Annotated in this window: 11 protein-coding genes and 1 tRNA gene; 8 read left to right on the top strand and 4 right to left on the bottom strand. The window is 33.6% G+C overall.

Going from position 1 to position 21760, the window contains the following annotated elements; translation table 11 throughout:
• The first annotated feature begins 756 nt into the window (after positions 1 to 756).
• The 3 genes from PFY10_07730 (at position 757) to PFY10_07720 (ending at position 9267) form a co-directional block, all read left to right on the top strand.
• A complete protein-coding gene (locus tag PFY10_07730) occupies positions 757 to 3633 on the top strand; it encodes a TonB-dependent receptor (GenBank protein ID WBV58335.1) in 2877 nt (958 codons plus the stop codon).
• Between the two features lie 21 nt (positions 3634 to 3654).
• The gene (locus PFY10_07725; protein ID WBV58334.1) at positions 3655 to 5307 is read left to right on the top strand and encodes a RagB/SusD family nutrient uptake outer membrane protein; all 1653 of its coding nucleotides are present in this window, start codon (positions 3655 to 3657) and stop codon (positions 5305 to 5307) included.
• Positions 5308 to 5454: 147 nt separating this feature from the next.
• Complete coding sequence (locus PFY10_07720) at positions 5455 to 9267, top strand: DUF5110 domain-containing protein (protein WBV58333.1); 3813 nt, start codon at positions 5455 to 5457, stop codon at positions 9265 to 9267.
• A gap of 208 nt (positions 9268 to 9475) precedes the next feature.
• Here PFY10_07720 and PFY10_07715 read toward each other — a convergent pair whose 3' ends face one another.
• A complete protein-coding gene (locus tag PFY10_07715) occupies positions 9476 to 10474 on the bottom strand; it encodes a GntR family transcriptional regulator (GenBank protein WBV58332.1) in 999 nt (332 codons plus the stop codon).
• A gap of 244 nt (positions 10475 to 10718) precedes the next feature.
• On the opposite strand from PFY10_07715, the gene PFY10_07710 reads away from it, so the two are divergent.
• From PFY10_07710 to PFY10_07690, 5 genes are all read left to right on the top strand, one after another.
• Positions 10719 to 12446 carry a sodium/solute symporter gene (locus PFY10_07710; protein ID WBV58331.1) on the top strand — a complete coding sequence of 576 codons (1728 nt, stop codon included), beginning with the start codon at positions 10719 to 10721 and terminating at the stop codon, positions 12444 to 12446.
• Positions 12447 to 12743: 297 nt separating this feature from the next.
• Complete coding sequence (locus tag PFY10_07705) at positions 12744 to 14627, top strand: beta-galactosidase (GenBank protein WBV58330.1); 1884 nt, start codon at positions 12744 to 12746, stop codon at positions 14625 to 14627.
• Positions 14628 to 14643: 16 nt separating this feature from the next.
• Complete coding sequence (locus PFY10_07700) at positions 14644 to 15693, top strand: UDP-glucose--hexose-1-phosphate uridylyltransferase (protein ID WBV58329.1); 1050 nt, start codon at positions 14644 to 14646, stop codon at positions 15691 to 15693.
• Between the two features lie 51 nt (positions 15694 to 15744).
• The gene (locus PFY10_07695) at positions 15745 to 17028 is read left to right on the top strand and encodes a hypothetical protein (protein ID WBV58328.1); all 1284 of its coding nucleotides are present in this window, start codon (positions 15745 to 15747) and stop codon (positions 17026 to 17028) included.
• Between the two features lie 4 nt (positions 17029 to 17032).
• Entirely contained in the window at positions 17033 to 18094 is a 1062-nt protein-coding gene (locus tag PFY10_07690) for a galactose mutarotase (GenBank protein ID WBV58327.1), read from the top strand.
• A gap of 249 nt (positions 18095 to 18343) precedes the next feature.
• On the opposite strand, the gene PFY10_07685 is transcribed toward PFY10_07690, so the two are convergent.
• From PFY10_07685 to PFY10_07675, 3 genes are all read right to left on the bottom strand, one after another.
• Positions 18344 to 18416: transfer RNA gene (locus tag PFY10_07685), tRNA-Phe, on the bottom strand.
• Between the two features lie 109 nt (positions 18417 to 18525).
• Entirely contained in the window at positions 18526 to 20367 is a 1842-nt protein-coding gene (locus PFY10_07680; protein WBV58326.1) for a lysophospholipid acyltransferase family protein, read from the bottom strand.
• A gap of 22 nt (positions 20368 to 20389) precedes the next feature.
• Positions 20390 to 21628, bottom strand: coding sequence for an aspartate kinase (locus PFY10_07675; protein WBV58325.1), 1239 nt, complete (start codon positions 21626 to 21628; stop codon positions 20390 to 20392).
• Positions 21629 to 21760 lie beyond the last annotated feature (132 nt).

Raw genomic sequence — 21760 nt, 5'->3', positions numbered from 1 at the left:
CCCAGATATTAATTATCCACTATTTGTGAGTTGATAGCTCAAAACTTTATCCTAAAAAGACTTTTTACAGATAAATACTTCTATTACACTCCTGTTAAGTTTGCGATATATCTGAACTAAAAACCTCCTTTCCAAAATTAACAATTAAAGTAATTGCACAAACTAGTACCTACCTGTTTTTGAATGTTCACTACCAGTTGACTTATTTAAGACGCTTTGAAAATTAATTCTAAACATGCTTATAAAGATTTTTAACCTTTAAAAAATTCGTTTTAATATTTGATAGTGATCCATGAATGACAAATTGAAAACACTTTTGTAATGGAAAAAATCAATATGTAAATGGGTTTTTTCTCTTGAAAAATAGAGAAGCAATAGGCATGGCTGCCAATTTATAACCAATTTCTAAGAGCTTCTTAATAAGGCTGTATTCAAATGATTTTCAAACTGGTGGTAAAGGGATAAAAACTGGTGGCTACCAGTATGGAGGAATGGTGTAAAACTATACATTTGGGTTACACAGGGTTAATATTAAAGTAATAGTTAGTTCACATTCAGAAAAGGAAATAAGAAGAGGGTATATAGTGTATTTGGATATAATGGGGAGGTTTCACTTTACATATTTTCCATTTGTGCCGGATACTGTAAAATATGGAAGATCACCATTTTTTTGTTTTTGCCTGGAAAAAATGGTAAATGATACGGTTTTAGAATTCAACATCATCTGGATAATATTGTTATAAAAGTCAATAAAATATGAAGAAAACTACAATTTGTATTTTGAGTGCAATTTTAATGTCATCTATCACATTAGTGGATGCACAAAAAACTAAAAACAAACCTTCGGACTCTACCTCTAAAAAAGTAAAAGATCTGGAAGAAATTGTTTTAGTAGGATTCGGAAAACAGAAAAAAGGAACTGTTTCCGGATCTATAGCTTCTGTTGATAAAAAGATACTACAGGATCGCCCAACAACAAGCTTAACAGCAAGTCTGCAAGGTGCTTTACCAGGAGTTACAATTAAGTCTTCTTTGGGAGATGTAGGTTCTGTTCCTACCTTGAATGTAAGGGGAAGGAGTGTTGCTGGTAATTCTCCACTCTATATTATAGATGGTATTCCCTCTAGTGCTGCAGATTTTTCCAGATTAAGCCCAGCTGATATTGAAAATATAAGCATTTTAAAAGATGCTTCAGCATCTATCTATGGTGCAAGAGCTGGCTATGGGGTTGTTCTTGTTGAGACTAAAAAAGGCGGTGGAGGTAAGATGAGTATAGGTTATAATATGTATAATGGTTATCAGACGCCCACCTATTTGCCTAAGTATGTAGATGCTGTTGAATATATGAAACTGAAAAATGAAGCATATTATAACGCTAATAATAATGTTGGTCATTTTTCTCAATATACGCAAGATCAAATAAATCTTACAGCTGCCGGTACAGACACCGACAGATACCCAAACACAGACTGGTATAAAGCAACTTATCGAAGAATGGCAAATGTGCTTAATAATGAGATAAATATATCAGGTGGAGATAAAACTCGTTACTTTGCAAGTTTAGGGTATTTGAAACAGGAGTCTCTATCACCTACAAAGGGTATGGATAGATATTCTTTTAGGACAAATACATCCTCTAAATTGAGTGATAAACTTACAGTAAATTCTAATATATCATTTATCAAACAAATGATCAATGATCAGGGCGGTGTTATTAATACTGGAGAATTAGCAAGAATAACTCCTACTATGGTATTAAGACAATCCAATGGATGGTGGGGATCTGTTAATGCGGGTAAAGTAGATAATACATTTGCAAATACCAATCCTGTAAGAAACAATGTAGAGGGAGGAGATTCTAAGTCAAATGATCAAAAATTTATGGGGGCATTATCTGCCAATTACACTCCTGTAAAAGGATTAAATGTAAATGCTCAAATTAACTATTCAAATTGGAACTATCGTTTAGGGACTTTTGTAAATACACTAAACCCCGTATACAATTTTTTAACTAATGTTCCTATTAGTTCAACTGCGAGAGCAATTAATAACTATTCTGAGTCCTGGAATTCTGATGAATTACTTAATACTCAGGTCCTGATAAGTTATGAAAAAAACATATCATCACATTATTTTAAATTGTTGGGAGGTACTTCGTATGAAGATTATACAACCAGATCCATATCTGGTAAAAAATCCAATATACCAAAAGATGGATTACATTCTTTAAGTGCTCTTAGTACCCTTGACGGAACCTTAGATGAATTAAATTCTAATACTCAGCAATATGCTTTCCAGTCTGTTTTCGCTCGTATCAATTATAATTATCAGGAAAAATATTTTTTAGAAGGTATTATAAGGGCAGATGCATCTTCACGTTTTGCTAAAGAAAATAGATGGGGATATTTTCCTGCAGTTATGGCTTCCTGGAGATTAGATAAGGAGAATTTCATAAAAAATCTGAGTTTTATCAATACACTAAAATTAAGAGGTTCTTATGGCAGCACCGGATCTATCAATACCATTGGTTATTATGACAATCAGACCTATATGGATAATACTTCTACAGTTCTGGGGAATACTATAGTAGGGGGAGTGGTACCGGGTAAGCTTGGATTTTTGGGCATAGGCTGGGAAACAATTGTTACCAAAAATATAGGTCTGGACGGATCTTTATTCAATAACGCTTTCACTTTCTCGGTAGATTTATATAACCGTCTTACAAAAGGAGCATTAATGAGCAACCAATTAGAATATGAAACTGGTGTAGCAGAAAACCAAGCACCGCCCATTAATGCGGGTAATGTGGAAAATAAAGGGATAGAAATTACTTTGGGATATAATAAAAATTTTGAAAATGGGGACTTTTACATCAATGCAAATTTTGCTAAAAACCGAAATAATATTCTTTCACTCATCAATAGTAAGACCTTATATAATGATTATTGGATAACACAAGTAGGAGGCTCAATTGGTGATTTCTACGGATATAAGACTGCAGGTCTCCTAACCCAAGAAGATATCAACAATAATTATCCTAAATTATATAGTAACTCTCAAGTTGGTGATATAAAATATGTAGATATTAATGGAGATGGAGTTGTTGATGAAAAAGATAGAACAGTAATAGGAAATGATGTTCCAAGTCTTACCTATGGTCTAAGTATAGGGGGTAGATACAAAAATTTTGATCTTAGCGTAGTGGGTCAGGGGGTGGCTAATGTTAAGGTATATCTGGATAAAGAATCTTCTCAGGCATTTTTTAATGGTGCCGGTGCAAAACAATATGTTTCAGATAACAGATGGACTCCGGAAAACCCGAATCCTAATGCCCTGTATCCTAGAATACTGCCATCAGGAGGAGGAACTCAAAATATAGGTGTTATTTCAGATTATTGGCTTTTTGATGCAAGTTACTTTAGAATTAAGTCTATTACTTTGGGATATTCTATTCCTAAGGAAACAATTAGCCGCATAGGACTGACAAAATTCAGAATATATGCCAACTTAGAGAATTACTTTACATTGAGGGGAGATAAACGAATGAAAGATTTTGATCCTGAAATGCCCAGTAGCCGTTCAACATATCCATATTTAAAAACCATATCGTTTGGTATCAATGCAACTTTTTAATTTAAAATTAAACATCTGAAAATGAAAAAGATAAAAATTATATTACTATCAGCTTCCCTGGCTATAGTGACTAGTTCTTGTAATTTAGATAGGTTTCCGGAAGATAAAGTATCGGAAGAAACATTTTGGAAGACGGAAAAAGACGCAACCATGGCATTAAATGGTATTTACAAATATTTTTCTGATGCCGCTTACAGCAATTTATATAACGATAGTTTTACCGATAATTCATTTGCTCAATATCCCTGGGAAACAACTGCAGTAGATGCTTCTGCGGGAAACATACTTCCTTCTATAGATTTCGGATATGATTTTACTACAATTAGAAGAGTAAATACTTTTTTGGAAAAAATTGATGAGATCCCAATGGACAAAAATTTAGCTGGTAGATATAAAGCAGAAGCCAGATTTATAAGAGCTTTTAATTATTTTGATTTATCACAACGTTTTGGAGCCCTTCCACTCGTACAAAAATCAGGTGAATTGGATGGATCCACTCTAACTCCTATTTCTGAAACTCAAATTGATAATTTTGTAATCAGTGAATTAAATGCTATAGAAAATGATTTACCAACTGCCTACCCTTCCGGCCAAGATAAAGGCAGAATAACAAAAGGAGCAGTATTAGCATTTAAGGCAAGGATATATTTATACACAGGAAAATATAAAGAAGCTTATGAAGCTGCTCAATCAGTAATTAATTCCGGTACTTATAATCTTTTCACTACAACTTTAGTAGACACAAGTACAAATTATGATAGCTTTGTTACCTTTACCTCTGCAACAGATAAAGATAATTTTTATAGAGGATTGAGCAATTATCAAGCATTGTTCTGGGCTAAAAATAATGGCAACAAAGAATCAATTTTAGAAGCTCAATTTGTACCCGACTCTAAAGGAGTATTTAGTAATAGCATGGCCCTTTTCTTATTGCCAAATGAAGAGAGTGGATGGAGTTCTGTAACACCAACAATTGATTTAGTAAATGCCTATTGGAACAAAGATGGAACGGCATTTACACCTCCTTCTAATGCTACAAGAGCTTCAAATTATAATCATGGTAACCCAAATAATGCCTATCTGGATGAATTTAAAAACAGAGATACCCGTTTATATGCAAGTATAATGCATCCAAACGGACCCTGGTCTTACTTAAAAGGTTTTGGGACAAGTACACTGTTCAAATGGAATGAAGGTGCAAACAATACGTCCAAGATAGGCTATAATTATAAAAAAATGGCGGATTATGGATCATTGGACGAGAATTTAAATATGAGCAACAATTTTATGCTTATCCGTTATGCAGAAGTATTACTTATATATGCCGAAGCAAGAAATGAATTTTTTGGTCCAGATCCTTCTATCTATGATGCATTAAATCAGATTAGAGGCAGAGCAGGTATGGTAGGGGTTAGCAACACACAGACAAAAGAAACCTTAAGAGAAATTATCAGAAATGAAAGAAGGATAGAACTGGCAAACGAAGGAAACAGATTCTATGATATCAGAAGATGGAAGATTGCCCCAAATGTAATGAAAACCGTTTACGATATAACCAATACGCAGGTTGCAGCAAGAGTTTGGGATAATAGATTTTACAGATTCCCTTATCCTCAAAAAGCTGTGGATTTAAATCCGAAACTAAAAGAAGCTCAAGCAGCAAAAGGATATTAATTTTATATAAATGACTATAGTTATTACTTGATAAAAAACTATTTTTGAAATTCTTAATATCACAGAAAGCTACAGTTAATTTTATCTTCAATATCGATCTTATTCTTAGAGTAGTGTAAAATGTAATTAATAAATAAATCAAGGTAAATGGATGCCGTTTTAAATTCAAAAATTCAAAAGATTTTACTACTGAGCTCTTTTCTTTTTTTCTTCATTGGAAAAATTCAGGCTCAAAAAATTGAAAATGTTTCTAAGAAAGGAGAAACTTCAGTAGAAGTTTTGCTCTCTGATAACAAAAAAATGACAATAGATTTTTATGGAGAAAATATTTTTCGATTATTTTTCGATCCCAAAGGAGGAGAAGTAAGAAATCCTGAAGCGATACCTCCTGCTCAGATTTTGGTAGATCAGCCCAGAAGAAAAGTAAAAGAAATTGCTGTCAACAATTTACCACACACTGTTTCTATTTCCACCAGTAAAATTAAAATAGAAATTGAAAAAACAACTTCTTTATTTAAAGTATTCAACTTGAGCCTTAATAAAGAGATATTTTCTTTTGTTGCTCCCATTGAATTTAATTCTAAAGAAGCAGTGCTTACTTTATCTCAAGGAAAGGATGAATATTTCTATGGAGGCGGAGTACAAAACGGTCGATTTTCTCATAAAGGAAATACCATCTTTATTGTGAATCAAAATAACTGGACTGATGGTGGTGTTGCATCTCCAAATCCTTATTATTGGTCTACAAATGGGTATGGTTTTATGTGGCATACTTTCAAAAAAGGATATTATGATTTCGGTAAACAAAATAAAAATGAAGTGAAACTGGCTCATGAGATTAATTACCTGGATGTTTTCTTTATGGTAAATGATCAACCTAAATCTTTGTTGAATGATTTTTACCAGCTCACAGGAAACCCTGTACTTTTACCCAAATTTGGTTTTTATGAAGGACATCTTAATGCCTACAATAGAGATTATTGGAAAGAAGATGATAAAGGAATCCTATTTGAAGACGGAAAAAGATATAAAGAGAGCCAAAAAGACAATGGAGGGGTTAAAGAATCTTTAAATGGAGAAAAAAATAACTATCAGTTTTCTGCCAGAGCAGTGATAGACCGTTATAAAAATACAGATATGCCTTTGGGGTGGATATTGCCAAATGATGGTTACAGTGCTGGATACGGGCAGACAGAAACCTTGGATGGCAATATAGCTAACTTAAAATCTCTCGGAAATTATGCCAGAAAAAACGGCGTAGAAATAGGGTTGTGGACCCAATCAGATTTGCACCCTAAAGATGGTATAAATGCTCTTTTACAGAGAGATATTATAAAGGAAGTAGGTGAGGCAGGTGTAAGAGTACTAAAAACGGATGTTGCCTGGGTAGGTCCTGGCTATTCATTCGGACTGAATGGTATTTCAGATGTAGCCCAAATAATACCTCGCTATGGAAACGGAAGTCGTCCTTTCATCATTTCGTTAGACGGCTGGGCTGGTTCACAACGATATGCAGGTATTTGGACAGGAGACCAAACCGGAGGGGAGTGGGAATACATCAGATTCCACATTCCTACCTATATAGGTTCTGGTTTGTCTGGTCAACCTAACATTACTTCGGATATGGATGGTATTTTTGGAGGGAAAAACCCAATCGTTAATACAAGGGATTTCCAATGGAAGACCTTTACTCCTATGCAGTTAAACATGGACGGCTGGGGAACAAACGAAAAGTATCCCCATGCTTTGGGTGAGTCTGCTGCTTCTATTAACAGGAACTATTTAAAATTGAAATCCAGTCTGCTTCCTTATAGTTATAGTATAGCGAAGGAAGCCGTAGAAGGATTGCCAATGATCAGAGCAATGTTTTTAGATGAAGCTAATGAATATACCCTAGGAAAATCTACTCAATACCAGTATCAGTATGGACCTTATTTCTTAATAGCTCCAGTATATCAGGCTACAAAAACGGATAAAGAAGGAAATGATATTAGAAATAATATTTACCTTCCTAAAGGAAATTGGATTGATTACTTTACAGGGCAAACTTATGAAGGAGGGATTGTTTTAAATCATTTCGATGCCCCAATTTGGAAACTCCCTCTATTTGTGAAACCAGGTGCTATTATTCCGATGGTAAATGCCAATAACAACATTCATCAAATCAATAAAAAATTAAGAATTTATGAGGTATATCCTTCAGGCAAATCCAGTTTTATAGAATATGATGACGATGGCGTAACCGAAAATTACATGAAAAAAGAATCTGTAAGCACCCTTATAGAAAGTAATGTTGTAAAAAATACTGCAATAATAAGTATCTCTTCTACTCAAGGTAACTTTAATGGCTTTGAAAAAGAAAAAATGACAGAATTTAGAATCAATGTTACTAAGAAACCATCCGGTGTAAAGCTTTCTATTGGAGGTAAAAATATAAAACTGAATATAGTAAATACTTTAGATGAATTCAATAATGCTACAAACGTATATTTTTACAATAGTAAACCTGAATTCAATAATTTTTCTACAAAAGATTCTGAATTTTCAAAGGTTTCGATTTCTCGAAATCCACAATTGTGGGTAAAATCAGGAATCACAGATGTTAGCAAAAACAAAGTAGAGCTTGTCATTAAAGACTACCAATTTATTAATTCTAATCAACTAAAAAAGAATTCCGGAGCATTTGCAGAAGCTTTGAAACCAATCACTTCAGAAAATACAAACACCGCATATTCTATATTACCATCGTGGAATACAATTCCTAATGCTGATTATTACGAAATACTATATAATAATATGGTATACAGTAATATAAAAGATACCTCTTTCTTATTTGAAGGATTAGATCCTGAAACGAAATATGATTTCAAATTAAGAGCCGTAAATAAAACAAATACTTCTGATTGGGTTCCTTTTTCATCCCAGACCAATAAAAACCCTTATGAATTTGTAATTAAAGGCATAAAAGCCACCGCCACAATTCCAAGTCAGGAAGGAGAAGGAGTAGAGAATCTTTTTGATCAGGATATGAGCACAGGCTGGCACTCGGATTATGAAAAAAGCAAAGTCCCTTTTGAGATAATTTTAGATTTAGGTTCTATTAATACCATAAGCAAATTAGAATATATTCCTAGAAACAGTGGTTACAACGGAATATGGATGAATGGTAAAATTTCGTATAGTGATAATAAAAAAGATTGGATAGAGCTTGGCTCTTTTACATGGGATAGAAATAACAAAAGTAAATCTTTAGATTTCGCCACACATCCAACTACACGATTTATGAAGATTGTAGTAAGCAATGCTTTCAAAAACTTTGGAAGTGGAAACGAATTATATGTATTCAAAGTTCCAGGGTCTTCAAGCTTGCTTCCCGGCGATATCAACAATGATCAGAAAATTGATATGAATGATTTTACTTCATATATTAATTATACAGGTTTGAGAAAAGGAGATTCTGATTTTGAAGGATATATTAGCAACGGAGATATAAATAAAAACGGTTTCATTGATGCATTTGATATTTCTAACGTCGCTACGAAAATAGATGGAGGAGTAAATGATGAAGAATTGAAACCACTGCAAGGTAGCATTACAGCCTCTGCCTCAAAACAACAATATGCTAAGAATGATATCATTGAAGTAGTAGTAAAAGGTAGTAATCTGCAATCTGTAAATGCATTGAGTTTCGCTATTCCATATAAACAGGAAGAATTGGAATATATAGGAATTACCCCATTAAATATCGGACAAATGGAAAACCTGACTTATGACAGACTGCATACCAACAAAGAAAAGATATTATATCCTACGCTGGTCAATGTAGGACAAAAACTTCCTTTAGAAGGTACAACGGATTTATTTATTATTAAATTTAAAGCAAAACGAAACGGATCATTTAATATAAAAGCGAGTAAAGGATTACTTGTTGATAAAACACTGAACTCTATTAACTTTTAATTACGAAATTATTTAAAAGCAAAAGAAAGAATTTACATTTTTTGACACCATCTCACGATATGAGTAAGTTAAAAAGTCAAGGCTTGGATTTTAGAATCCGAGCCTTTTTTCAAAAACAAGCATAAATTCGTTCAGAATGATGCCCTATTTAGCTTTTGTTTGTATTTTTTTTAAATAATTTCAGGTAAAAAATATTAATTCAAATCATTTATAAGGAATTCCTGATAATTAGATCAGACGCATTTTCGATCCTTTCTTGTTTGGAATTAAGAATCATTTCTGCTAAGATCTTTCCCATTTGCCAAAAATCCGTGGAAATTGTAGTAATACCACTTTCTACAATACCTTTAAGAGGCGTTTCGTTGTAGGAGATAATTCCGAAATCCTTTTTAATCTTTAGCTTCTGCTTTTTAGATTGTTTAATAACATTTACCAAGTGTTTATCATCAGGAATTATGAATACATCTCCATCCAGTATTTCCTCGTCGGTAAAATTATTGATAATGATATGTTTCTTTTTATGCTGCTCACAAAAACTGGTAAATCCTTCTACCATACCTATAGGTTCTTTTTCTCCTGGAAAAATAAGAATCAGTCTTTGGTGTGCTTTAAGCAAAGCTTTCGCTTTTGATAGACCATTATACATGTCTTTTGCGAAATTCTGATAGACTGATGAATATTCTCTTAAATGTAAATTGGTTTGATCTAATATATAAACATCCTTCTTTGGAAGCATCTTAATAATGGGCGCCGTATTATTCATATTGCCCGGCATAATTATGTACTTTGTGTAGTTTCCATTATTTTCTTCGATTAATTTCTTGAAGACATCTATATTGAAGTAGTGGAAAAAAACATGGATATTAGATCTTTGTTGTAACTCTTCCAAAAATGAATTATATAGTGTTTCCTTGAAAGCATTAAGCTCATCAAATAATAGAAAAATTCGCTCTTCAAAATTCCAATCAGTACTTTTTATGTAGTACCCTTTACCTAAAATGGCATTTACTATTCCTCTCTTTTTCAATGTTTCGTAGGCATATAGGACAGTGTCTCTAGAAATGCCAAATTCCATGCATACTTTATTTATGGAAGGTAGCTTGTCATTTTTTTTTAGCAGTTGTTGAGCAAGAGCCTGTTCAATGGAATTTATAATCTGTTGGTATTTAGGGATAACAGAATCGGGAGTTATTTTAATAAGTTTCATGATATTCCAATTTTTTAAAACTAGTGGTGAATATACAAAAACTGGTAGGAACAAGTATGGATGCGTTTTCCAAATTTATATATTTGGTAAGATAATGTTTTCTTTTGTGTGATTTTGCTGCAAAAGATTCAATTTTATTTTAAATGATCTATTAGGGACGGTAAATTATTAAATACTTTAGAGTATATAAAAGTGCTAAAAAGTGTACAAATCTATGATAAACTTACTATAAAAATTTTTAAGCGTGGGAAAACTTTCGACTCTTGATTTTGTTATATTTCTAATGTATTTTTCGGTTGTAACAGCATATGGCTTATGGATATACAAGCGAAAGAAATCAAAAACGACAGGAAGTAAAGATTATTTCCTTGCAGAAGGCTCACTTACGTGGTGGGCAATTGGAGCGAGCCTGATTGCATCTAATATTTCGGCAGAACAATTTATTGGGATGAGTGGAGAAGGCTTCTTCATAGGAGTAGCTGTTGCCGTCTACGAATGGCTGGCTGCAATTGCCCTAATCATTATTGCAGTATGGTTTATTCCGATTTATCTCAAAAATAAGATTTATACGATGCCCCAGTTTTTGGAAACACGATATAATAAGTCTGTTTCCCTTATTATGGCTGTTTTTTGGCTATTTTTGTATGTAATTGTTAATCTTACTTCTATTCTTTATTTAGGAGCTGTAGCTATTGATTCATTGCTTGGTGGAGGCCACCTGCATATCATCATGATTGCACTTTTACTAATGGCTTTGTTTATTGGATTGGGGGGAATGAAAGTCATTGGCTATACGGATGTTATTCAAGTAACAGTTCTTGTTATTGGTGGTTTTGCTACAGTTTACATGGCATTACAGGTCGTGGATCAAAGAATTAACGGTGCTGCTATTGGAAATGCCTTAACGGGTTTAGATACCCTTTTGAAAGAAGCTCCGGGACATTTCAAACTCATTCTAAATAAACCACAAATAACAACAACTTCTTTATCAATGCCGGAAAATTTAGCGGTACAGAAATATGTGGTTTTGCCTGGCTTAGCGATGTATTTTGCTGGACAATGGATTGTACAACTTAATTATTGGGGATGTAACCAATACATTACCCAAAGAGCATTAGGAGCAGATTTGAAAACAGCAAGAACAGGAATTTTATTTGCAGGATTTTTAAAGCTTTTTATGCCTGTAATTGTTGTACTTCCTGGGATTGCAGCTTATGTACTCTATACAAAAGGTCATTTGTCAATTTTTAATGGGGTAAAAGATAGTGCTTATTCTGCAATATTGGGGTTGCTTCCATCTGGGCTTAAAGGTCTTGCGGTTGCTGCTTTAACAGCTGCAATAGTCGCATCACTTGCTGGAAAAGTAAATAGTATATCTACAATTTTCACTTTAGACATTTATAAAAAATATTTAAACACCAACACCTCTGAAATGCAAATGGTAAGAACAGGACGTTGGGCAATTATAGTGGCTATGCTTATTGCTTTGGTATTTACATGGACAGATATTTTGGGAATCGGTGGAGAAGGCGGTTTCACATTTATACAAAAATATACTGGCTTTATTAGTCCGGGTGTATTTGCTATGTTTATTTTAGGAATGTTTTGGAAAAGAACTACCGGAACCGCTGCTATAGTTGGAGTTATTCTTGGTTTTTTATTATCTATTTTCTTTAACAGCTTTGCAGTTGGCCTGTTTGGAAAAGAAACATGGATTTATACAGCATTCACTTATGAAAAATTGGAAAACGGTGTGGTGAAAACCATTACAGAGATTCCTTTCCTTATCAATATGGGCTGGTCATTTTTCATTACTGCAGTTGTAATGATTCTCTTAAGTTTTTTTGAACCAAAAGTAAATCCAAAGGCTTTTGTCACAAACAAAAATATGTTCAGTGTGGACAATAGAACATTATTCCTGATTGTCATTATTTTATTACTTCTAACTGCTATATATGTTCGTTTTTGGTAATAGAAATTTTGAGTTTTGTATTTGAGGAAAATGAGAAATGTTGATTTTTTGCTATAATTTATTACATAGACACTTTTATAGAAAGTAGTTTTTCATCCTTTAGCCTTGCTCAATGGAATTTATAATCTGTTGGTATTTGGGTAGAACCGAATAGCGAATTATTTTAATAAACCTCGATATATTTCCAAATTTTAAACTGGTAGTAAAGCTATAAAAACCGGTAGGAACTAGTATGGTAGTGTCTGGTAAATTTATAAATTTATTTTATTAACTAAACTAGATTTATAATACATTACGATGAAGCTTATTAAAAATATAATTTTAGCCTTGTGCTTAGTAGGGGCAAGTTCGATAAATGCACAACAGAAACCTATTAAATATGAATCTTTCAAAATCGAGAATGGAGAATTTAAATTTAACGGACAGGCAGTTAAATTGCATTCAGGTGAGATTCATTACGCTAGAATTCCTCATGATTATTGGAGACATCGCTTAAAAATGGTTAAGGCGATGGGACTAAATACAATAGCTACATATGTATTTTGGAATTATCATGAAATAGCTCCTGGAAAATGGGATTTTCAAACCGGGAACCGAAACTTACCTGAATTCTTAAAAATAGCAAAAGAAGAAGGCTTAATGGTAATTCTTCGCCCGGGACCTTATGTGTGTGCAGAATGGGAATTCGGAGGTTATCCTTGGTTTTTGCAAAATGACAAGGATATGAAAATCAGAGAATACAATACTTCTTTTTTACATTCAACAAAAGCATATTTCACAGAACTTTATAAGGTGGTAAAACCTTATCTGATTGTTAATGGTGGTCCTATTATAATGGTGCAGGGAGAAAATGAATTTGGATCTTTCGTTAGTCAACGGGAAGATATTAAAATGGAGGATCATAAAAAATATAGTTCATCTGTATTTGATCAATTAAAAGAAGTTGGTTTCAAAGGGATGGAGTTTTTTACTTCAGATGGAGACTGGTTATTTGAAGGAGGTGCTTTGTCCGGCGCTTTGCCGACTGCAAATGGAGATGAAGATCCAGAAAATATTAAGAAAGAGGTAAAGAAATTTCATAATGGAGAAGGTCCTTTTATGGTAGCGGAATACTATCCCGGGTGGTTAGATCATTGGGCAGAACCTTTCCCTCGTAAAGCCGCGGAAAGAGTAAAAAGCCATATTGAAAAATTCATGAATAATGATATTTCTTTTAATATTTACATGGTGCATGGAGGAACTAACTTTGGGTTTACCTCTGGAGCTAATTACGATAAAGATCATGACATACAACCGAGTATGACCAGTTATGATTATGATGCTCCCATTACTGAGGCAGGTTGGGAGACTGAAAAGTATTTGAAATTAAGAGAATTATTAAAAAATTCTTCTACGCCTCCTATTCCTGCAAAAATTCCAGTCATTCAGATTCAGGGTATTAAATTGTCTCAGGCAATAGATTTAGAAAATTTAAAAAATAATGTAAAGCCAGTAATTAATGATGATCCTTTGACTTTTGAGCAATTAAATCAGGGGTATGGCTATGTCTGGTACAGCAAAAACTTTAATCAGCCAATTAAAGGAACTTTAAAACTTGATGGATTAAGAGATTATGCGATTGTTTATGTGAATGGAGAAAAAGTTGGAGAGCTTAATCGTTATTATAAAAAATATGAATGTGAAGTTAATATACCCTTCAATGGAAAATTAGATATTTTGGTAGAAAACATGGGAAGAATTAATTATGGAGCTGCTATTAATAAGAATACAAAAGGAATTATTTCTCCTGTATTTATTAATGATCGAAAAATCACCGGAGATTGGGAGATGTATGGGCTTCCTTTTGAAAAGGCTCCGGTAATTGATGCAAAACAAAAATCAGATCTAAAAGAGAATAGACCAGCTATCTACAAAGGAAATTTTAATGTATCAAAAGTGGGAGATACTTTCTTGGATATGCGGCCTTTTGGAAAAGGAATTGTATTTGTTAATGGTATTAATTTAGGAAGGTATTGGTCAGTAGGGCCACAACAGACATTATATTTACCCGGGTGTTATTTAAAAAAGGGTAATAATGAGATTGTTATTTTTGAACAGAAAAATAATAAAATTAATACAGAATTAAATACATTAACCGAACCTATTTTGGACAAGTTAAACCCTGAAAAAGGGCTAAACTGATATAAAGAAACTCAATATGAGTAGTTCATTTAACAGCAAAGATCATCCACATAGAAGATATAATCCTTTATTGGATGAATGGGTTTTAGTATCACCACAAAGAGCAAAGCGGCCATGGCAAGGACAACAGGAAGAACCATTGCCAAACGTTCAAAATCAATATGACCCCGAATGTTATTTATGCCCGGGAAATTCAAGAGTTAACGGAGTCAAAAACCCCCAGTATGAGGGTGTGTATGTATTCGATAATGATTTTGGAGCTTTATTGAGCGAAGGAGTAACCTTTGATAAAACCGAGGATGAATTATTTAAAACTGAACCTGAAAGAGGAATTAATCGTGTAATTTGCTTTTCACATGACCATTCATTGACTCTTCCTGAAATGTCTGTAGAAGCAATTACAAACGTTGTGTCTGTCTGGAAAGAAGAATATCAGAATCTGGGAAGGCTAGATTACATTAATCATGTTCAGATTTTTGAAAATAAAGGGGCAATTATGGGCTGTAGTAATCCTCATCCTCATGGGCAGATTTGGGCACAGTTATCTATTCCTTCCCAGGTAGCTAAAACACAACAAAATTTGAAGAACTATTATGATAAACATGGAACAACCCTTCTGTCTGATTATCTTCAAAGGGAAATAGAAATTAATGAGCGAATTATATTAGAAAATGAAGCTTTTGTGGCCTTGGTCCCATTTTGGGCAACGTGGCCATTTGAAACAATGATTATTAGTAAAATGCCCTTAAATAGCCTACTTGCTTTTTCACATGAAGATCAAGTTTTATTTGCTCAAATATTGAAAGATTTAACTGTGAAATACGATAATATTTTCTCTATTTCCTTCCCTTATTCTGCCGGAATACATCAGGCACCTACAGATCTGGAATCACATGAGGAATGGCATTTTCATATGCATTTTTATCCCCCTTTACTTCGCTCAGCTAGTGTGAAGAAATTTATGGTAGGATATGAAATGTTGGCAGAAGCACAAAGAGATATTACTCCGGAACAAAGCGCAGACATTCTTAAAAAAAGTTCAACAATTCATTATAAAAGTAAATAAAATAGCTCTTAATAAAAAAATAGACTGTTTTATAAATTGGATACAAATAAAATGTCAAATATTAAATATATTTATTCTATAATTAAAGAGGGTAATATCCCCTTTTTTAGAGAATTATATGGGCGGAATTCAGAATTATTACATCAGCAAGCAGTCCGATATACCAAAACATTGTCCCGTTTCAAAGAAGTTTTTGGGGATAAAGAGATTTCTGTTTTCAGCGCACCGGGAAGAACCGAAATTGGAGGTAATCATACAGACCATAATCATGGTCGCGTATTAGCGGGTGCGGTAAACTTAGATAATATTGCCATTGCAGCTAAAAATAATTCAAATATAATCCGGATTGAATCTTCAGGCTATCAATCATTTGAAGTAGATTTAAATCATCTTGCTCCCAACGAAAATGAATTTTTAACTCCAGATGCTCTTGTTCGTGGAATTAATGCTCGATTAAAGGAATTGGGATATGGAATAGGAGGATTCGATGCCGTAATTGACGGATGTGTTCCTAAAGGCTCAGGATTAAGTTCGTCTGCATCATTTGAAGTATTAATCGGGGTAATTGTTAGTCATTTATTTAACGAAGGTAAATTAGATCCCATCTTAAATGCTCGTGTAGGACAATATGCAGAAAATGTTTTCTTTGGAAAACCTTGTGGATTAATGGATCAGGTAGCTTGTTCGGTAGGAGGATTGGTATCCATTGATTTTGCTGATATAGCAAATCCTATTGTTAAAAAAGTAGATTTTGATTTTGAATCTACCGGCTTTTCTTTAGTAATTACAGATTCCCGAGGGGATCATACAAATTTGAATAATGAATATGCTGTTTTACCTAAAGAGATGAAAGACGTTGCAACCCATTTAGGATGCGGTGTGCTGAGAGAAACTACTTTGGAAAAAGTAATGGATATTGCACCTTCGATCCGTCAGAAAGTGGGAGATCGGGCTATTTTAAGAGCAATTCATTTTGAATGCGAAAATGACCGGGTAGTAGACGAAGTAATGGCATTAGAGAACAATGATTTTAAAAAATTTTTACAATTGGTAATAGATTCTGGGCATAGTTCATATATGTACAATCAAAATGTTTATGTATCAAGTAACATAAAAGAACAAGCAGTTTCATTGGGATTGGCATATAGCGAAGTAGTATTAAAAGGTAGTGGAGCCTGGCGTGTGCATGGAGGAGGATTCGCAGGAACCATACAAGCTTTTGTTCCTGAAGATCTGCTTGAAAGATACATTACAACTTTAAATCATTTATTTGGTGCTGGTTCTTGTCATCCTTTATTTATCAGGCAAAAAGGAGCCGTCAAATTAGATTTTTGAAATAATGGGTATTATCAGTGAAGTGGCTTTTAATACAGTTCACAATAATCAGAAAGTACAATTATTCACTTTGAAAAATAAGAATGGGATGATTGTACAGATAACTAATTATGGTGCAATCATAGTTAGTATTAATGTTAAAGATAAAGAGGGGAAATTGACAGATGTGGTACAAGGATATAATACGGCACAAGAATATATTGATAATAATAAACTTTATCAAGGAGCTATTTGTGGTCGATATGCTAATCGTATCAAAAAAGGAAAATTTACATTAAACAGAAAAAAATACTCATTAACAGTTAACGATGGGAGTAATCATTTGCACGGTGGTTTGATTGGTTTTGATAAGAAAATATGGGATGTTAAAGAGACTTCCGCCTCAAAAGTGACCTTTCAATATACTTCTCCTGACGGGGATGAGGGTTATCCGGGTACAGTAACTGTAACAGTAACCTATTCTATTAATGAAAATAATGAATTAAGATTAGATTATTCAGGAACAACAGATCAGGAAACTATACTCAGCCTTGTGAATCACTCTTATTTTAATTTGGCAGGAGAAGGTAGTGGAACAATAAATAACCACCACTTGCAGATCGAGGCTGATTTTTACACTCCTCTTACAAAAAATCATGAACCAACGGGTGAGATCTTAACTGTAAAAAATACCCCGTTTGATTTTACCTCCCTGACATGTATTGGAGACAGAATTAATAGTGATCACGATCAACTTGCTATTGCTAATGGATATGATCATAATTTTGTTTTAAAACACGGTATATATAGTTTAGATTTAGTAGCTACCGCTATAGAGCCAGGGTCGGGTAGAAAAATGGAAGTATTTACCACTATGCCGGGCTTACAATTATATACTGCCAATTGGATAAAAAACGAAAAAGGAAAAGAGGATCACATATACCAGGAAAGAGAGTCGTTTTGTTTGGAAACGCAAAACTTTCCCGACGCAATTAATCAATCTCATTTTCCATCACCAGTACTAACTCCTAGAAGTGTATATAAACATTCAACTATTTACAAATTCTCAATTATTGACACCAAATAATTAGATTTATATTCAAAATGGGTTGATGGATTTTTTGGGAAGCTTACTGGTTTCAAGAACAACACTTCAAACCTTCTGTTCAAACTTTACAAGCTCAATCTTAATGCCATATTTTGATCAAGATATGAAATCAGTAAAATTTCCCCTTTATTTCTGGAAGGAATCATTATAGGGGGAAACGATATACTTCAGAATACTAAAAACTGAGCATTAGATAAAAACAAAAACCACCTTATAAAAGGTGGTTTGTGGTTTCTCCAGGAATCGAACCAGGGACACATGGATTTTCAATCCATTGCTCTACCAACTGAGCTAAGAAACCATTATATTTTTGTTTGTCTTACTTCGTTGTTTTAAAGTGATGCAAAAGTAGTAAGTTTTAGTATATGACGCAAGTATTAAGGCATTTTTTTTCTGTGAATAACAAAAACCTACTGATTCTCAGCCGGATTATTTTCCTGCTCTTTCCTGATTTGTTCACTCATTTCTTCCAATACCGGCTTAATCGTGCTTTCCGGAAGATCACTGATTCGAATATACATTAGTCCATCAATGGCATCATTGAAGTTTGGATCCACATTGAATGCGATTACTTTTGCGTTTTGCTTTATGTATTTTTTGATCAGAACAGGTAATCTTAATTCCGGTTCAAGATCATCAATGATTTTGTCAAGCTTATTAAGATCGGATTCCATCTCTTCGAAAAAGATATTTTTGTCGCGGTCCCTAAGCTTTACCTTGTATTCGTTTCTTGGAGTGATGTATTGGGCAACGGCTCCGTCATAATAATTTGAGCGCATGAACTCAATCATTAAAGACTTTGAAAATTCGGAGAATTTATTGGAAATACTCACGCCACCCATCAGGAACTTATGATCAGAATTTCTCAGGCACACATGAACAATTCCCCGCCACAATAAAAAAAGTGGAAGAGGTTTCTGTTGATATTCCTGGCAGATATAGGCTCTCCCCATTTCAATAACCTTTTTGAAGAACGGATGGATATCCTGTTCAAATTCAAAAAGTGAACTGGTATAGAATCCTTTGATACCATATTTCTTCATGACATCTTTACCTAAAGCCATCCTGTAAGCTCCGACAAGTGTCTCTGCCGTATTGTCCCAAAGAAAAAGATGGTGATAATGTTTATCATATTCATCAAGATCAAAAGGGAGATTGCTGCCTTCTCCTACAGCACGGAATGTAAGTTCCCTTTGTCTGCCTATTTCCCTCATTACGGAAGGAATTTCTTCGTAGGTTGTAAAATAGATTTCGTAATTGCCATTACTGAAAAGCATTTTATCCGTACCTCTCAGCTTATTGATGTCAGAAAGAATATTTTCTTTGGGAGTTTCATCAATAATATTCTGTACAATATTTTCTTCTTTAAGTAAAGGGAATTTTAACGATAGGTTTTGCAGGTTGATAACCTGCGCTAATGATTTTCGCTTTTCGTAGTAAGATTTCATCATATAAACCTTACGCTTTAAAAACTCACCCAGTTCTTCGATGGTCTCCATTTCATCCATCGCCTTTACCGCAATCGGTTTACCGATTCTGATACGGATAGGTTTTTCCCTGTCATTCATCATTTCTGATGGTAACATCAGGGTTTGTAAATTAGCATGGATCTTAGCGACCTGATAAAATAAAGTACTGTTTTTTGCATGAAAATACATGGGCACAACCGGTACTTTTGCCATTTTGATCAGTTTTAGAGCGGGCTTTTCCCACTCCTTATCCAAAATCTCACTATAAGGATTGTTTTTATTGGAAACCTCACCAGCTGGAAAAATACCTACACATCCTCCGTTTTCAAGATGTTTTAAAGTTTCACGCATTCCGGAAGAGCTGCTGTAAGCACCTTTTCTGTTTTCAAATGGATTTACAGAAATTACATACGGTTCCATTGGTTTTATTTTCTCCAGTAGAAAATTACCCATTACTTTGAAATCCGGACGCACTTCTGTTAATATTTTACACATCAATATCCCATCAATTGCTCCAAGAGGATGATTGGATACCAAAATAAATGGACCTGTTTTGGGAATTTTAGCCAAATCTTCTTCAAAAGCAATATAGCTTAAGTTTCTTTCCCTCACAAATGAATCGAAAAAGTCTTTACCTTCCTTGTCTTTTAGTTTATCATATAGTTTATTGACTTCATTTATTTTAGCAACGCTCATGATAGCAGATGCCACAGGATTCTTTAGGAACCCTATTTTACTTAAGCCGGAAGCCTGGATTAAATCGTTTTTCGAAATTAAGCTCATATGTGTTTAGTCGCAATTATATTTATTGTGTTACCATCTGAAGCGTATTCTTTGAAATCTGTTCCAATAATACACTTTTTTCCTGGTAAAATTTGTCAATGTTATCCATCTTCGCATTTCTTACAGTGAATAAGGATACATTTTTAACTACATCAGTTCTGAAATCTTTCTGTAGTTCTTCATTCAGCTCATCAATTGCATTGAATTTATCTTCCAAACATAAAGCTAGTGAAATTGCAGAATTCTGCATCAAGGAAACTTTAATTTTATGTCTTGACAAAAGACTGAAGATTTGACTCATGTGATCTTCTGCAATAAATGAAAAATCCCTTGTAGATATTTTTAAAAGATTCTGATTTTCTTTTAAAATATATGTTTCTTCGTGCTGGTTTTTTTCTGAAGCTCCTACTTTTGTTCCTTCTTTTGTAGGATCTACAAAAGATTTTACGTAGAAAGGAATACTTTTTTGCTGTAGTGGTTGAAGAGTTTTCGGGTGAATTACACTCGCTCCGTAATAAGCCATTTCGATTGCTTCTTCATATGAAATATTGGAAAGAAGGGTAACATCCTTAAATTTTCTCGGGTCCCCTGTCATTACGCCCGGTACATCTTTCCATATGGTCATTGCCTCTGCATTCATACAATAAGCAAAAATAGCAGCAGAATAATCTGAACCCTCTCTTCCTAATGTTACCGTGAAGTTATTTTCATCGGATCCAATAAATCCTTGCGTTACATAACAAATTTCAGAATTCAGGGTAGAAATAAATTCCTCTGTTTTTTTCCAGTCTACATTACCATCCCTGTAAGAATTATCTGTTTTAATATAATCTCTGGCATCCAGCCATTGATTGATAAACTGTATTTCATTCAGATATTCACTTACTATTTTTGTAGAAATCATTTCTCCACAGCTTACCACCTGATCGTAAACGAAATTGTAATTAGGCGATTTATTTCTTCTTAAAAAAGAGTCAAGGTCGTCAAAAAATAAATTGATTTCTGCAAATACAGGATGATTTTCCTGAAAAAGCCCTTCAGCAATTTCAATATGTTTCTGTTTAATAATCTTAATTTCAGTTTGATAGTTTTCCTTCTTGAAATAAAGCTCCACAACCTTTTCCAATTCATTCGTCGTTTTGCCCATTGCTGAAATTACCAGCAAACATTTGGCAAATCCCTGGCTTTTTAAAACCATTGACACATTCTTTACGCTTTCAGCATCTTTTACAGATGCTCCACCAAACTTGAAAATTTTCATTAAAATATTAAAAATAAAATTGTTAGATAAAAAATAGTTGAGTTTTTTACGGAGGTCAAAATTATAAATTTACAATGAGATATGAAATACCCGAAGGGTAGGATGAGATAAAGATTTTTATGATAAATGATA

The sequence above is a fragment of the Chryseobacterium daecheongense genome, assembly GCA_027920525.1.
Lineage (GTDB): Bacteria > Bacteroidota > Bacteroidia > Flavobacteriales > Weeksellaceae > Chryseobacterium > Chryseobacterium proteolyticum.
This window is presented reverse-complemented; position numbering and strand designations above follow the sequence as displayed.